10 protein-coding genes are annotated in these 16,737 nt (G+C 35.3%); 4 read left to right on the top strand and 6 right to left on the bottom strand.

Translation table 11 applies throughout. From position 1 onward, the window contains the following. Positions 1-70: 70 nt before the first annotated feature. The 4 genes from AAGV28_RS04900 to nagB all read left to right on the top strand — a co-directional run bounded on the left by AAGV28_RS04900 (position 71) and on the right by nagB (position 10,017). Positions 71-2,419, top strand: a complete 2,349-nt coding sequence (locus tag AAGV28_RS04900; protein WP_373405708.1) for a beta-galactosidase — start codon at positions 71-73, stop codon at positions 2,417-2,419. Between the two features lie 146 nt (positions 2,420-2,565). Then, positions 2,566-5,469 (top strand): exo-beta-1,4-galactosidase, encoded by a 2,904-nt coding sequence (locus tag AAGV28_RS04895; RefSeq protein WP_373405707.1) that lies wholly within the window; start codon positions 2,566-2,568, stop codon positions 5,467-5,469. A 389-nt stretch (positions 5,470-5,858) separates the two neighbouring features. Beyond that, entirely contained in the window at positions 5,859-7,952 is a 2,094-nt protein-coding gene (locus AAGV28_RS04890) for an alpha-L-fucosidase (RefSeq protein WP_373405706.1), read from the top strand. 151 nt (positions 7,953-8,103) lie between these two features. After that, complete coding sequence (gene nagB, locus AAGV28_RS04885; protein ID WP_373405815.1) at positions 8,104-10,017, top strand: glucosamine-6-phosphate deaminase; 1,914 nt, start codon at positions 8,104-8,106, stop codon at positions 10,015-10,017. A 208-nt stretch (positions 10,018-10,225) separates the two neighbouring features. Here the strand turns inward: nagB and argH are convergent, their stop codons facing one another. The 6 genes from argH to AAGV28_RS04855 all read right to left on the bottom strand — a co-directional run bounded on the left by argH (position 10,226) and on the right by AAGV28_RS04855 (position 16,723). Then, positions 10,226-11,506: an argininosuccinate lyase gene (gene argH, locus AAGV28_RS04880; RefSeq protein WP_373405705.1), complete on the bottom strand. Its 1,281-nt coding sequence runs from the start codon at positions 11,504-11,506 to the stop codon at positions 10,226-10,228. A 68-nt stretch (positions 11,507-11,574) separates the two neighbouring features. Then, positions 11,575-12,657, bottom strand: coding sequence for a M20 family metallo-hydrolase (locus AAGV28_RS04875; protein WP_373405704.1), 1,083 nt, complete (start codon positions 12,655-12,657; stop codon positions 11,575-11,577). 112 nt (positions 12,658-12,769) lie between these two features. Beyond that, on the bottom strand, positions 12,770-13,555 hold the full coding sequence (gene argB, locus AAGV28_RS04870; RefSeq protein WP_373405703.1) for an acetylglutamate kinase: 786 nt from the start codon (positions 13,553-13,555) through the stop codon (positions 12,770-12,772). Between the two features lie 70 nt (positions 13,556-13,625). Then, complete coding sequence (locus AAGV28_RS04865) at positions 13,626-14,573, bottom strand: N-acetylornithine carbamoyltransferase (protein ID WP_373405702.1); 948 nt, start codon at positions 14,571-14,573, stop codon at positions 13,626-13,628. 104 nt (positions 14,574-14,677) lie between these two features. Next, positions 14,678-15,439: a glutamate 5-kinase gene (gene proB / locus AAGV28_RS04860; protein ID WP_373405701.1), complete on the bottom strand. Its 762-nt coding sequence runs from the start codon at positions 15,437-15,439 to the stop codon at positions 14,678-14,680. Between the two features lie 87 nt (positions 15,440-15,526). Continuing rightward, positions 15,527-16,723, bottom strand: a complete 1,197-nt coding sequence (locus tag AAGV28_RS04855) for a glutamate-5-semialdehyde dehydrogenase (protein ID WP_373405700.1) — start codon at positions 16,721-16,723, stop codon at positions 15,527-15,529. Positions 16,724-16,737: the final 14 nt, after the last annotated feature.

Below are 16,737 nucleotides of genomic sequence, written 5' to 3'. Positions count from 1 at the left end.
ATTAAGTCATTTTTAATTTTGGTTTACTACTAGCTAAATGTATTTTTGAAAAAACAATTATTTATAACAGATGAAAATATCAAAATTAATTCTTGCTTTAGCATTTTTGATAACGGTAACAATTCAAGCTCAAAGTTCTGGAAAATCAGGATCCTTTGAGGCTGGGGAAAAGGCATTTCTATTAAACGGAAAACCATTTTTAGTACGTGCTGGAGAAATTCACTTTCCAAGAATTCCGAGAGAATATTGGGAACAGCGTATCCAAATGTGCAAAGCCATGGGAATGAATACCATTTGTATATATCTTTTTTGGAATTTTCACGAACAACAACCCGACCAATTTGATTTTACAGGACAAAAAGACGTAGCAGAATTTGTGCGATTGGTTCAAAAAAACGGAATGTATTGCATTGTCCGCCCTGGCCCTTATGCCTGCGCCGAATGGGATATGGGCGGTTTGCCATGGTGGCTTTTGAAGAAAAAAGATATTCAGGTACGAACCAAAGACAACCCTTATTTTATGGAACGTTCTATCAAATACTTGAAAGAAGTAGGCAAACAATTGGCTCCATACCAAATTCAAAATGGTGGCAATATTATCATGGTTCAGGTCGAAAATGAATATGGCGTTTTTGGTAAAGATGTAAACTATATGTCACAAGTTCGTGATGCTGTTCGTGCTTCAGGTTTTGACAAAGTGCAATTGTTCCGCTGCGATTGGAGCTCTAACTTCTTTAATTATGAGGTAGATGGAGTGTACACCGCATTGAATTTTGGAGCAGGTTCTAACATCGAAAAACAGTTTGAAAAATATAAAGAAATTTATCCAAAAGCGCCGCTAATGTGCAGCGAATACTGGACAGGTTGGTTCGATTATTGGGGACGAGCGCACGAAACCCGTTCGATAAGTAGTTTTATCGGAAGTTTGAAAGACATGTTGGATCGCAATATTTCATTCAGTTTATACATGGCACACGGTGGAACATCTTTCGGACAATGGGGCGGAGCCAATGCACCTCCTTTTGGAGCCATGGTATCTTCTTATGATTATAATGCACCAATTAATGAAGCTGGATTACCTACTGACAAATTCTATGCGGTTCGTGATTTGATGAAGAATTACCTGAATCCTGGTGAAACCATTCCAGAACCACCAGTAAATTATCAGATGATTTCAGTTCCTAAAATTATATTTAAGGAGTCGGCATCACTTTTTGAAAACCTTCCGAAAGCCAATAAATCGGAATTGATTCAACCGATGGAAAATTTTGATCAGGGTTGGGGACGCATTTTGTACCGTACCAAATTACCCGAAAATAGCACTTCATTTGATTTAAAAATTACTGATTTGCACGATTGGGCTGCCATTTATATCAATGGAAAATGGATAGGAAATTTAGACCGTCGCAAAGATGAAAATACTATCAAAATACCAGCAGTAAAAAAAGGCGATGTGCTTGATATTCTGGTTGATGCTTTGGGCAGGGTGAATTACGGAAAAACCATTATTGACCGAAAAGGAATTACCGAAAAAGTAGAAATACTATCTGGTTCAAATTCTACTAGTCTTAAAAATTGGGAAGTTTTTAATTTTCCAGTGGAATATGATTTCCAGAAAAAAATGAAATTCAAAACAGAAAAAGCAAACGGTCCAGCTTGGTACAAAGCTACTTTTGATTTGAAATCTACTGGAGATACTTACCTTGATATCAGTACTTGGGGCAAAGGAATGGTTTGGGTTAACGGATACAATTTAGGGCGTTATTGGAAAATTGGACCGCAACAAACCTTGTTTATGCCAGGTTGTTGGTTGAAAAAAGGGAAAAACGAAATCATAATTCTGGATTTAGAAACGCCTACAGCAACGCAAATTTCGGGTGTTACGACCCCTGTTTTAGATAAAATTGTGATTGACGAATCGCTTTTGCACCGTAAAAAAGGAGAAACTTTAGATTTATCTGCCGAAATTGCTGCTAATGAAGGAGAATTGAGCAGTGGTCAGGGTTGGAAAGAAGTCACTTTCGATAAAGAATTCGAAGGTCAGTATTTCTGTTTTGAGGCGTTAAATTTCCAAAACCCAAAAGACACCAGCAGCAGTATTGCTGAAATGGAATTGATTGGTGTGGATGGTTTGCCAGTAAATCGTTCCAATTGGAAAATTGTGTATGCCGACAGTGAAGAGATTTCGGTAGGAAACTATTCGGCTGAAAAAATATTCGACCAACAAGAATCCACTTTTTGGTCTACAGCTTGGACAGTTTCAAAAACGCCACATCCGCATCAAGTTGTGGTAAATATGGGAGAAAACATTAAAATTAAAGGATTTAAATATTTACCCCGTACGGATAAAAGTACCAATGGAAATGTAAAATCCTATCGATTTTATATTAAATCATCCTCGTTTTCCATTAAAAAATAAGGTTTAGTATGAAAAACAAACAAACCATTATGTTCATTAAGATAATGAAGAGTAGCAATGTTCTTTACTTTCTTAAATTTTATTAATGGTTAAAAAAAAATGTTCTGCTTAGCGGCGGACAGCCATAAAAAATAATACACAATACTATGAAAAAATTCAATTACGTCTGCCTCATATTGGCAATCCTATTTTCTTTAAGCAGTTTCAAAGGAAAAGACGAAGTGATTCATTTGGATGGCAACTGGCATTTTGAAATGGATCGAAATAACGAAGGAGTGACTGCCAAATGGTACAACAAAAATCTTTCGGATAATATCAAATTGCCAGGTTCGATGGCGGAGTTTTTGAAAGGAGATGAAATCACTTTGAAAACCAAATGGACAGGTTCTATTTATGATAGCTCTTTTTATTTTATTCCAAGATTAGAAAAATACCGTCAACCGGGTAATATTCACATTCCTTTTTGGCTCACTCCGGCAAAACATTACGTTGGAGCCGCTTGGTATCAAAAAGAAGTGAACATTCCTGCCAAATGGAAAGGCAAACGCATTATTCTTCATTTAGAAAGAACGCATATCGAAACCCGAGTTTGGGTAAACGACAAAGAAGTAGGTTTGCAAAACTCGTTAGTAGCTCCACATATTTATGATTTAACACCTTTTTTGAAGGAAGGAAAACAGCGTATTTCTATTCGAATAGACAACAGCATTAAAGAAATAAATGTTGGTCCTGATTCACATAGTATTACTGATCATACACAAGGCAACTGGAATGGAATTATTGGTAAAATAGCGTTGGAGGCTATTGCACCTGTTTATATAGACGATGTTCAGATTTACCCTGATGTAAAAAACAGAAAAGCGCGTGTTAAAATCACGATTAATAATAGTACTTCAAGTATTTTTAGCGGAAAAATAGTCCTTTCTGCAAAAAGTTTCAACAGTTCTAAATCTGATAAAACTCAGGAGATAAAGAGCAAAATAGTAGTAGCAAAATCAGATACTAAAACTATTGAGCTGGATTTGCCTTTTGGAAAAGGAATGTTGATCTGGGACGAATTTGATCCAGCTTTGTATCATTTGGATGTAAATTTGAATGCCAAAGGAATAAAATCCAATAAAAAAGTTCAGTTTGGAATGCGTGAATTTAAAATTAATGGGAACCAATTTTTAATCAACGGAAATCCTGTTTTTCTTCGAGGAACACTGCATAATTGCGAATTTCCGTTAACGGGTTATCCTGCTACAACAGTAGAAGCTTGGGAAAAAATTTACAGAAAGATAAAGTCTTATGGTTTGAATCACGTCCGTTTTCACTCTTGGTGTCCACCAGAAGCTGCTTTTATTGCTGCCGATAAAGTGGGACTCTATTTACAACCCGAAGGCCCGAGTTGGCCAAACCACGGTCCTAAAATAGGATTAGGTCAGCCTGTTGACAAGTTTTTATACGACGAAACGCTCAGAATGGCAAAAGAATACGGGAATTATGCTTCTTTTACTATGTTGTCCGCAGGAAATGAACCAGCAGGAAATCAGGTAAAATACCTTAATGATTTTGTCGATTTTTGGAAAGCCAGAGACAGCAGAAGAGTCTATACAGGAATGTCAGTAGGCGGAAGCTGGCCTGTAGTTCCTAAGGCTGAATACCAATCTCGTGGTGGTGTAAGAGGTTTAGAATGGAAAAAAATGCCAGAAACCGAAACGGATTTTAGTGCAGGTATTGCACCGTTTAAAGTGCCATTTGTAGCTCACGAAATTGGTCAATATTGTGTTTTTCCAAATTTCGAAGAAATTCAAAAATACACAGGAGTTTATAAAGCCAAAAACTTTGAGATGTTCCGTCAGGATTTAGCAGATCATAATATGAGTAATCAATCTAAAGATTTCCTGAATGCTTCTGGAAAATTACAGGTTTTATGCTACAAAGGAGAAATTGAAAAAATGTTGCGAACACCAGGTTATGCCGGTTTTCAAGCATTAGGTTTACAGGATTTTCCTGGTCAAGGAACGGCTCTTGTAGGAGTGCTGGATGCTTTCTTTCAAGAAAAAGGATATGTTACAGCTAAAGAATATTCGAGATTTTGCAACGAAACTGTTCCATTGGCTAAAATCTCAAAATTTGTTTACACCAATACAGAAACTTTCAAGGCCGAAATTTTACTATTCCACTCAGGAAAAACACCATTAAAAAATGCTGTAATCAGTTGGACAATCCAAAACGAAAAGGGAATCGCACTAGCTTCAGGAAGTTTCGATGCTAAAACTTTCGAAAACGGAAACGGATTGTTTGTTGGAAACCTAGCTTTTAAGTTGGATGAAATCAAAGAAGCCACGAAATTAAATTTAGAAGTAAAAGTAAACAATACTGCTTTTATCAACGATTGGAATTTTTGGGTGTATCCTGATAAAAAAGTGGAAGCCTCTCCTTCTATTTATTACACGACAGTGTTAGACGAAAAAGCCAAAGAAGTCTTGAAAAATGGGGGGAAAGTATTCTTGAATGCCTCTGGAAAAGTGGTAAAAGGAAAAGAAGTAGAAATGCACTTTCTGCCGGTTTTCTGGAATACATCTTGGTTCAAAATGCGACCGCCACACGTAACAGGAATGCTAATTCAGGATAAAAGTTCAGCTTTTGCTGATTTCCCAACGAGTTTCCACAGTGATTTACAGTGGTGGGAAATTCAAAATCGTGCTCAAGTGATGAATTTAGAAGATTTTCCAGTTGATTTCCGTCCAATAATCCAACCTATCGATACTTGGTTTATGAATCGCAGATTGGCTTTGGTATTCGAAGCTCAAGTAGGAAAAGGAAAAATCATAGTAAGTAGTGCTGATTTAAGTCCTGATGTAACAAACAAACCTGCTGCGAAACAATTGTTTTTGTCGCTACAAAACTATATGAATTCAGACCAATTCAATCCTAAAAATCAACTGACTCTGGATGTAATACAAGACATTTTTGTAAGTCCATCCAAAGAACAATTCAAGACTTATACCAAAGACAGCCCGGATGAATTGAAACCCAATTCGAACCAGAACAAAGTCAATTAATTCTAACTACAATAAAGCCCATAAAATTAATTTTGTGGGCTTTTTTATTGGTCTCAAAAATAGTTAAACCTATGTGCTTTAGTGCATTTTCCTTTCAGGTTCTAGAAATATTCACCGCCAATTCGCAAATTATTTTTTTTCCAAGTCTTTAAATTTGTGAATTTGCGGTGGATTTTACTTTTCAATCTCGCAGACTTTCATTTTACCAAACTAAATCTATTGACTTTAAGTCCATAGTGGTTTATTGTTCTTAAAAGCAAAATTACTTGATTTAATTATCCTAAGTACTTCAAAAATTGTTGTTTGTCGAAATAATATTCGATGCAATACTTTTTATTTTAAATTTATGTTTTATGCACTTATTTTATAAAATATAAATTACTGTTTTAATGAAAAATATATTTTTTTCGCTGTTTTTTTTGAGTTTTTTATCGACAATTACTGCCCAGGAAAATACAAATGCTCCTAAACCATTTGGTCCATTACCGTCACAAAAACAAATCGATTGGCAGGAAATGGAGTTCTATGCTTTCATCCATTTTTCGTTAAACACTTTTACTAATAAAGAATGGGGTTATGGAGATGAATCGCCTGAATTATTCAATCCAACTGCTCTGGATGCACGTCAATGGGCTAGAGTAGCAAAAGAAGCGGGAATGAAAGGAATTATATTAGTAGCTAAGCATCATGATGGATTTTGTTTGTGGCCATCGGCATATACAGAACGTTCTGTAAAAAACTCCCCTTGGAAAGAGGGAAAAGGCGATGTCATTAAGGAATTAGCTGCAGCTTGCAAGGAGTATAATTTAAAATTAGGATTGTATCTTTCTCCTTGGGATAGAAATCGGGCAGATTATGGTAAACCAGAATATGTTACTTATTTTAGAAATCAGCTGAAAGAATTGCTTACTAATTATGGGGATGTTTTCGAAATGTGGTTTGATGGAGCTAACGGCGGCGATGGCTATTATGGTGGTGCTAATGAAACCAGAAAAATCAATACACTTGAGTATTATGATTGGGATGAAACCTATAAATTAATTTATAAAATAGCTCCCAAAACACTGGTTTGGGGAATTGGTCCTTCGGAAGCAAGATGGATCGGAAATGAAGAAGGTTTTGCTAATGCAACTAACTGGAGTCTTTTGCGTCAAAAAGATGATTTAGCAGGAAAGGTACATTATTCCGAATTTATGTCGGGACATGAAGATGGCGAAAAATGGGTTCCAGGAGAAGCTGATGTTTCCATTCGACCAGGTTGGTTTTATCATGAAGTAGAGGATGATAAAGTACGGTCACTGGACGAAATGGTTGATATTTATTATAAATCCATCGGTCGTAATGCCACTCTTTTATTGAATTTGCCTCCGGATAAAAGAGGATTGATTAACGAACACGATATTGCGAGATTAAAAGAATTTACTGCAGTTATTCAATCGGATTTTGAAACAGAATTATTAGCAGGAACTAAAGTAACGGCTAATAATATTCGAGCAAACGACGATACATTTTCTGCTAAAAAACTTATTGATGGCGATAAAAATTCGTATTGGGCTACAGATGATGGTGTAAAAACGGCAGCTGTGGTATTTGAATTTGATACGCCAACGGCGGTTAATCGTGTTTTACTTCAAGAGTATATACAATTAGGGCAACGTATAAAAGGGTTTACTGTAGAAGCGAAAGTGGATGGGAAATGGAAAACGATTGCTACCGAAACAACTATAGGTTACAAAAGAATTTTACGATTCGATAGAGTGCTTGCTTCGGAATTGCGAATAACTATTACAGATGCCAAAGCATGTATTGTTTTGTCGAACATTCAGGCTTTTAATGCACCTACTTTTGTGCGTATGCCTGAGGTGAGTCGAGATAAAAATGGCGAAGTAACGATGAAATCTGAAGAGGGGAATCGTATTTATTTCACTGTTGATGGTGCTGTTCCGTCAGTAAAAAGTATTTTGTACAAAGCTCCTTTTCGATACAATAAAGCGGTTCAAATAAAAGCAATTGCAGTAGATACATTAGAACATAAAAGCAGCGCGGTTCAATCGGCTAGATACGGAATGTCTAAAGAAAAATGGAAAATCGTGGCGGCCTCTAGCGGAGATATGAATTCGGTACAGCGAATTATAGATGGAAATCCTGCTACAGGTTGGAGTTTTGGAGATAACAAACATCAATTGCCTCAAGAAGTTTCTATTGATATGGGGAAAGTTATTACAATAAAAGGATTTAGTTATGTGCCGCAACAAGTGGGAAATAATCTGGATTTGATTTCGAATTATGAGTTTTACACCAGTGTTGATAATAAGAAATGGACGAAGCAATCTGAAGGAGAGTTTTCGAATATAAAAAATAATCCAATAGAGCAAATCAAACTTTTTTCGAAAGTAAAGTCGAGATACATAAAATTTGTAGCAAAAGCAGGAATTGGTAAAGGAAACAGCGTTACGATATGCGAAATAAACGTAATCGAGTAGCTCTAATTGTGATGGAGGATTGTTCCAAAACAATTTTAAGTTTATAATTATGTCTTTTGGCGAAGACCAATAGTTATTAGTCGAATTTTTAATTCTAACCAGTAATAAAGTTTTAATTTTATCCTATAATAATAATCCAATGACTGTTAAAATGATTAAAGAAGGTATAAGTTATAGAGAAGCAGGAAAATTTGAAGAAACACGTTTTGAAAAAATTCACAACGTAATTTTTGATTCGTCTAAAGAAGCTTCAGTTTTAGTAGCACATGAAATAGCCAATTTAATTCAGCGAAAAGAAGAATTAGGCGAACCTTGTATTTTGGGACTTGCAACTGGATCTTCGCCCATAAAAGTGTATGAGGAATTGGTTAGACTGCATAAAGAAGAAGGTTTAAGTTTTGCCAATGTGGTGACTTTTAATCTGGATGAATATTATCCAATGGATAAAAGCAACATTCAGAGTTACCATCATTTTATGCATGAGCACCTTTTTGACCATGTAGATATTCTTGCCGAAAACATTAATATTCCAGATGGAAATGTAAGCAGTGAAGAATTACAACAATATTGCATTGATTATGAAATGAAGATCAAATCTTATGGAGGATTGGATTTTCAGTTATTAGGAATAGGTAGAACGGGACACATTGGATTTAACGAACCGGGTTCGCATATTAATTCAGGAACCCGAAGTATTACACTGGATCATTTGACTCGTGTTGACGCTGCACCCGCATTTTTAGGAATTGACAATGTACCTAGAAAAGCCATTACTATGGGTATTGGTACTGTTCGAAATGCTAAAAGAATCGTGCTTTTAGGTTGGGGAATTAGCAAAGCGGATATTCTAAAAAATACTATTGAAGGTGAAATTTCTTCTCAAGTACCCGCAACTTATTTGCAGGAACATAGCAATACTACTTTTGTTTTAGATAGTGAAGCTTCTTCCGAATTAACCAGAGTAAAAACACCATGGTTGGTTAAATCATGTGTCTGGACAGATGAATTAAAACTAAAAGCAGTGGTTTGGTTAAGTGAATTGACTAAAAAGCCAATTCTAAAGTTGACCGATAAAGATTATAATGATAATGGAATGTCTGGCTTATTAGCAGAAGAAGGAACGGCATATAATTTGAACATCAAAATGTTCAACCAATTGCAGCACACCATTACTGGTTGGCCAGGAGGAAAACCAAATGCCGATGATACTTACAGACCAGAACGCTCTAATCCTTCTAAAAAGAGAGTGATTATTTTTAGTCCACATCCTGATGATGATGTGATTTCTATGGGAGGAACTTTTGACAGACTGGTAGAACAAGGACATGAAGTACATATTGCTTACCAAACCTCAGGAAACATTGCTGTTTCTAATGATGAAGCCTTAAAATTTGCCGAAGTATCAACGGTTTTAAATGCATCGTCAAGTGAATCAGATAGTATTATTAATTTCTTGAAGAATAAAGGAAAAAATGATATAGATTCTGTTGCCGTTCGAAAATTAAAAGGGTTAATTAGAAGAAGTGAATCTTTAGGAGCTACCCGATATTTAGGTGTTCCAGATGAAAATGTTCATTTTTTAGATCTACCATTCTATGAAACAGGAACAGTAAAAAAAGGTAATCTTTCAGAAGCCGATATTAAAATTATGTGTGACCTTATTGATGATATTAAGCCTCATCAAATTTATGCCGCTGGAGATTTAGCTGATCCACACGGAACTCATAAAGTGTGTTTAGATAGTTTGTTTGAAGCCTTAAAACAATTGAAACACAATAGTTATATGGATGATTGTTGGGTTTGGTTGTACCGAGGTGCTTGGCACGAATGGGAATCGTACCAGATAGAAATGGCAGTACCTATGAGTCCTGACCAAGTTCTTAAAAAACGTCATGCTATTTTTTATCACCAATCTCAAAAAGATGGTGTTATGTTCCAAGGTGATGATAGTAGAGAATTTTGGGTTCGTGCCGAGGATAGAAACAGAGCTACAGCAAAAAAATACAATGATTTAGGATTAGCGGAGTATGCTGCTATTGAAGCATTCAAGCGATATCATTTTTAAGATAAATTGATGGTAGAGTGAATTAGTTTATTTTTGGTTATTTACTAAGTTACCCTGAAAAAAATGCAACCTTTTTGGTTGCATTTTTTGTTTTTTTTCAATATTCATTGACTTTAGTCAACGGAATTTATTTTTTTATTTGCCTTTACTTAGATGATAATTTATTTGGTTTTAGCCAATTAATGGAATTTTTTTTGGATGAATATTTTTAGTAAGCCAAATTCATTTTTTCTTTAATTTCGGCCAGACAAAGGTTATTGATACTTCCTTCGTGCGTATGTTTGGTTTCTTTTGGTGATTGATACGTTCCAGCTTCTAATTGTTCAGCAACGGCTTTATAAGCATCTCTAAAAGGCATCCCTGCTACTACCATTTCGTTTAAAGTATCTACAGTAAACAGGTAATTGTATTTTTTATCGTTTAAGATTTCGTCTTTTACTTTGATGTCTTTGATAGAGAAAATGGCAATATCCAAACAGGCTTGCAGGTTTTGAATAGCCGGAAACAATCCTTCTTTCAATAATTGCAAATCACGGTGGTATCCACTTGGAAGATTATTGGTAATCAAAGTGATTTCATAAGGCAAGGCTTGAATTTTGTTGCATTTACCACGAATTAACTCAAAAACATCTGGGTTTTTCTTGTGTGGCATGATACTGGAACCTGTAGTCAAATGAGCTGGCAAGCTGATAAAATCAAAATTCTGACTCATATACAAACACACATCCATAGAAAATTTAGCCAAAGTAGCAGCAACGCTACTCATTGCAAAAGCCACTGTTTTTTCTGATTTTCCACGGCTCATTTGTGCCGCAACCGAATTGTATTTCAAGGTTTCGAATCCTAATTCCTGAGTAGTAAAAGTTCGGTTGATAGGGAAGGAGCTTCCGTAACCAGCAGCGGAACCCAATGGATTTTGATCGACTACTTTTAAGGCTGCGTTTAGCATCGTAATATCGTCAATCAAGGTTTCAGCATAAGCCGAAAACCACATTCCGAAAGAAGAAGGCATCGCAATTTGCAAATGCGTATAACCTGGCAACAACACATTTTGGTGTTTCTCTGCCGATTCCATTAATAAATCAAAAAGCGTTTTTACCTGAGATTTCAAGTCTTTTACAACATCTTTCAGGTATAAGTTTACATCAACTAAAACCTGGTCGTTACGGGAACGGGCTGTGTGGATTTTTTTACCAGCATCACCTAATTTTAACGTCAAAAGATATTCTATTTTAGAATGTACATCTTCAAAACTGTCTTCGATTTCGAAATTGCCTTTGGCTACATCAGCAATAATTTCGTTTAAAGCGACTACTAAAGAATCAGTTTCAGTTGGTGTTAATAATCCAATTTTTCCCAACATTTTAGCATGTGCAATAGAACCTAAAGCATCGTATTTAGCCAAAACTAAATCGAGTTCTCTGTCGTTTCCAACGGTAAATTGTTCGATTTGTTTATCTGTTGGTATTCCTTTTTCCCAAAGTTTCATTTTTAACTGTTTTTGGTTTATAGTTTATTGTTTTAAGTTCCAATTTGATGATTATTGGAATTTGGAATTTAAATATTGGAATTTATTTTAAAAAAGTCTGAAAGTATTTTGATATACAATTCAATTCCTTCTACTATTTCGTTTATGTAGATAAATTCATCAGCCGAGTGGGAACGCAAGCTGTCTCCAGGTCCTAATTTTAATGATTTACAACTCAAAACCGATTGGTCTGAAAGCGTAGGGGAGCCATAAGTAGTTCTGCCTAATGCAATTCCTGCTTGAACTAATCCATGAGTTGCAGGAATAGACGAAGCTTTTAAATGCATAGAGCGAGGTGTAACTTCGGCATTCACACTTTCTTGTATGGTATCTAAAATTTCCTGATTGGTGTAGCAATCATTAACTCGGATATCCACTACCAAATTGCATTCTGATGGTACTACATTATGTTGTTTACCAGCAATGATTTGGGTTACGGTCATTTTCACAGGTCCTAATGCAGTCGAAATTTTTTCGAATTTATAGTTTTTAAACCATTCGATTACAGGAATAACATTATATATTGAATTGTCATCGTTTTGATGAGCGGCATGACTGGCTGTTCCTTTTACTTTTACATCCAGTACTAATAAACCTTTTTCGGCTATAGCCAATTGCATTAAAGTAGGTTCGCCCACAATAGCGCATTCTAGTTCAGGTAAATGTTTTAAAACACTATTTAAACCATTTTTACCGCTGCTTTCTTCTTCTGCCGAAGCTGCCATTACAATATTGTAAGGTAAATTTTCATTGGCATAAAAATAAGTAAAGCTTGCCATTAACGAAACCAAGCATCCGCCAGCATCATTACTTCCTAAACCAAATAATTTTCCTTCTTCAACAATAGCTTTAAATGGATCATTGGTGTAAGCCTGATTGGGTCTAACGGTATCGTGATGTGAGTTTAAAAGTAGAGTAGGTTTATTTTTATCAAAATATTTATTGAATGCCCAAACATTGTTATTCTCTCTCTTGAAAGGTATTTCGTTTTGGTTAAACCAATTTTCTATTAAAAGAGCGGTTTGCTGCTCTTCACTAGAAAACGAAGGTGTTTCAATAAGGCTTTTTAATAAATTAATTGCTTCTTGAGTAAGTGTTTCGATGTTTTTCATTTTTTTTGTTTTTCCGATAGAGTTAGACTCTCTGGGAGTTTTTTTAGAAGTTTTTCTTCTAATTCTTAAACTAGGATTGATTTGCTTCTATAAAAAGACAAATCAACTGTGTTTATAATTGTATGCTTGTGCAAATAGCATCAGCATTTTTTAACATTTTGTGGTGTCCAATTTTGATTTTCTGCACTCCTTTAGACAGACTATTAAAACAGTTGTCTAATTTAGGAATCATTCCCGAATGAATAACACCTTCTTCTTTTAGTTTAGCATAAAGCTCCGAATTTATTTGTTGAATTACTGAATTTTCGTCTTCAACATCCGTAAGAACTCCCGCTTTTTCGAAGCAATAATTTAAGGTTACTTCAAAAATTTCCGAAAGGGCAATGGCCAATTCACTTGCAATGGTATCCGCATTCGTGTTTAGTAATTGTCCGTTTTTATCGTGTGTGATAGCACAAAAAACAGGAGCTATTTCTAAACCGATTATTTTTTGCAATAAAGGCGTATTTACTTTTTTTACATCACCCACAAAACCATAATCTATAGTGGGATGATTTCTTTTTTCTGAAAAGATTAGATTTCCATCCGCACCAGAAAAACCCATGGCATTGGTATTATTTGCTTGTAATTCGGCGACTACATTTTTATTAATTTGACCAGCATAAATCATCACAGCAATATCCAGCATTGGCGCATCAGTAATACGACGACCATCAACCATTTTTGGTGTTAAGCCTACGCTTTGAGCCATTTTAGTTGCTGATTTTCCACCGCCATGAACTAAAACTTTAGCTCCTTCGATTTTAGAAAAATCAGAAAGAAATTGTGTTAATTCGGTTGGATTATCGATGATGTTTCCACCTATTTTTATGATAGATAAGCTTTCTTTATTTGCCATTTTTATTTTATTTTAGATGCTATTTTGGCTTTGAGAACTTTCGAAAAGTTGTCAAATCTTCTCAAATCTACTACTTTTTATTTTTTAAGATTTTTTGCAACACTAATTGTGCAGCATAGGTTCTGTTGTTTGCCTGCTGGATTACGATTGAATTTTCGCTATCGATAACTTCATCCGCTACAATTACGTTACGTCTAACAGGTAAGCAGTGCATGAATTTTGCATTATTGGTCAATGCCATTTTTTCGGCTGTTATGGTCCAGTTTGTATCCGCATTGGTAATTTGACCATACTCATTGTAGTTGCTCCAATTTTTGGCATAAATAAAATCGGCGTTTTCAAAAGCTTTATCCTGATCGTATTCAATTTTTGAATCTTTGGTAATTTCAGGATTTAATTCGTAACCTTCTGGATGGGTAATCACAAAATCAGCATCTTGCAATTGCATCATTTCTACAAAGGAATTGGCAACAGCTTGTGGCAGCGCTTTGGGATGGGGAGCCCAAGACAAAACAACTTTTGGTCGGTGTGGTGTTTTAAATTCTTCCATCGTAATGGCATCTGCTAAAGATTGTAAAGGATGTCCGGTACAACCTTCCATATTTACGATAGGCACTGTAGCGTGTTTTAAAAATCCAGACAATACAATCTCGGCATTGTCTTTATCTTTTTCGACTAATCCTGCAAAAGCTCTAATGGCGATTATATCACAATATTGTGAAACTACTTCAGCGGCTTCTTTGATATGTTCTGATGCGCCTTGACTCATGATAGCACCGTCTTCGAATTCAAGTGTCCATCCTTCACTGGTAAAATTCATTACCATGACATTCATTCCTAAATTCAGGGCGGCTTTTTGTGTGCTCAAACGGGTTCTTAAACTAGGATTGAAAAACAACATTCCTAAGGTTTTGTTTTTACCTAATTTTTTATGTTTAAGAGGATTCTTTTTTATTTTAAGTGCATCTTGAACCCATTGTGACAAGTTGTCGATGTTTTTTATTGAGATGTAGTTCATTTTTATATGATTTTTATCCTCACCCCAGCCCTCTCCAAAGGAGAGGGAGCCGAGTTTGGAAAATTATTAGTCTTTTATCATTAGTCTATTCTCTTTAATCTTAATTAGACAATCTTAGTAAATGCAATTTCGTTCTTCAAAGCATTCAAGATAAAATTATCCTTCAAACCGTTCACAATCCAGGTTTCAATATTAGCTTCTTTTGCGATGGCTACTGCTTCAATTTTAGATTGCATGCCGCCGGTTCCATGTGAGGATTTAGAATCTCCAATTTCTTTTTCTAAATCTTTCAGTTCTTTCACTGATTGTATCGTTTCAGGAGTTCCTTTCTCCATCGATTCTTTGGTGTAAAAACCATCGGTATTGGTAGCAATAATCAAAATATCTACTTTTAATAAAACAGCGGCTAAAGCAGCTAATTTATCGTTGTCTCCAAATTTAATTTCATCCGTAGCTACCGTATCGTTTTCGTTGATGATAGGGATGTAATTGTTTTTAACTAAAACATTAATCGTATTTACAATGTTTTTTCTAGTTTGTTCTTTTTCGAAATCAGAATATGAAAGTAAACATTGTGAGGTATTTAAACCTAAATCCTTGAAGTTTTCATTGTAAATCCGCATTAAATGTGGTTGACCAATAGAAGCCAAAGCTTGCTTTACAAAAACATCTTTGTCGTTATTGTCTAACTTAACAAATTGTTTTGCCGCAGCAATAGCGCCCGAACTCACAATGATAAATTCGTATTCATCGTTTAAGGCGGCTATTTGCATACCAATATCTTCAATCTTTCCTCTCGAAATATGATTGGTTTCTTTGGTAAGCGTATTGCTTCCTAGTTTTAATAAAATTCTTTTTTTTGCCATTTTATTCAATTACGAATTACAAATTAAAAATTACGAATTTAGACATTTTTATTGACCGTAATTCGTAATTTTTAACTCGTAATTGATTTATCTAATTTGTCCGTCTCCGTAAATATACCATTTATTGGTAACCAAATGCTGTAAACCAATTGGTCCACGTTGGTGCAATTTATCGGTACTGATGGCTAATTCTCCACCTAAACCAAATTGCCCTCCATCGGTAAAACGAGTAGAAGCATTATGATAAACCGATGAAGCATCAATGTTTTCCATAAATTCTTGCGCAATAGCTTTGTCTTCGGTAATAATTGAAGCCGAATGTCCACCACAATATTTGTTGATTTTAGTAATCGCTTCTTGTTTTGAATCGATTGTTCCAATTACAATTTTGTAATCCAAAAACTCTTCGTACCAAATCAAATCATTTTCTATTGCAGGAACCTGAGTCGCTTTTGCGAAAGCATCATCACCTAAAATAGTTACATTGTATGCTTTTAATTTGGCTACCAATTCGTTAGCAAAACCTTCCCAATTTGGAACATTAGTATCAATTAAAACTTTATCTAAAGCATTACAAACTGATATGTTTGAGGTCTTTCCGTTAATAATAATGGATAATGCTTTGTCTAAATCAGCATCGGCATTTACATACACAAAGTTATTTCCACGACCGCTTACAATTACAGGACAGCTTGCGTGCTTTTTAGTAAATTCAATCAATTTTTCACCACCACGAGGGACAATCAAATCCACTCTTTGGGTTGGTTTTTCAAGGAAAGCTTGGGTTTGTATTCTATCATAATTCAAATATTCAACCCAATCCGTGCTTACGCCATTGCTTTCTAAAGCTTGGTGCCAAAGGCTTACAATTTTTTGGTTCGAAAGCAAGGATTCTTTTCCGCCTTTCAACAAAATTTTATTCCCTGATTTAAAGGCAATTCCACCTGCTTCCACCGTTACATCTGGACGTGATTCGTAAATAATCAAAATCGTTCCAAAAGCAGCCGTTTTATTGCTGATTTTCATTCCGTTATCATGGGTGAATTCATAACGAACCTGACCCACAGGATCTTCCTGACTAGCCAATTGTTGTACAGAAAGAATCATCCCGTCCACTTTGGCATCATCAACGAGTAGCCGTTTTTCCATAGCCAAATCTTCACCATTGTAATTGGCTAAATCTTGTTGATTGATGGCTTTCAAAGCTTCTCTTTCTTGTTCTAAAAGCGTTGCCATAGTAGTCAATACGGCGTTTCTTTTTGCTATGGATAATAATGTGTTCATTTGTTTTTTTTTAA

Origin of the sequence: Flavobacterium zubiriense (assembly GCF_041729725.1) — a bacterium.
Classification (GTDB): domain Bacteria; phylum Bacteroidota; class Bacteroidia; order Flavobacteriales; family Flavobacteriaceae; genus Flavobacterium; species Flavobacterium zubiriense.
The sequence above is the reverse complement of the archived record's forward strand: the minus strand, read 5'-3'. Positions and strand labels throughout refer to the sequence as shown.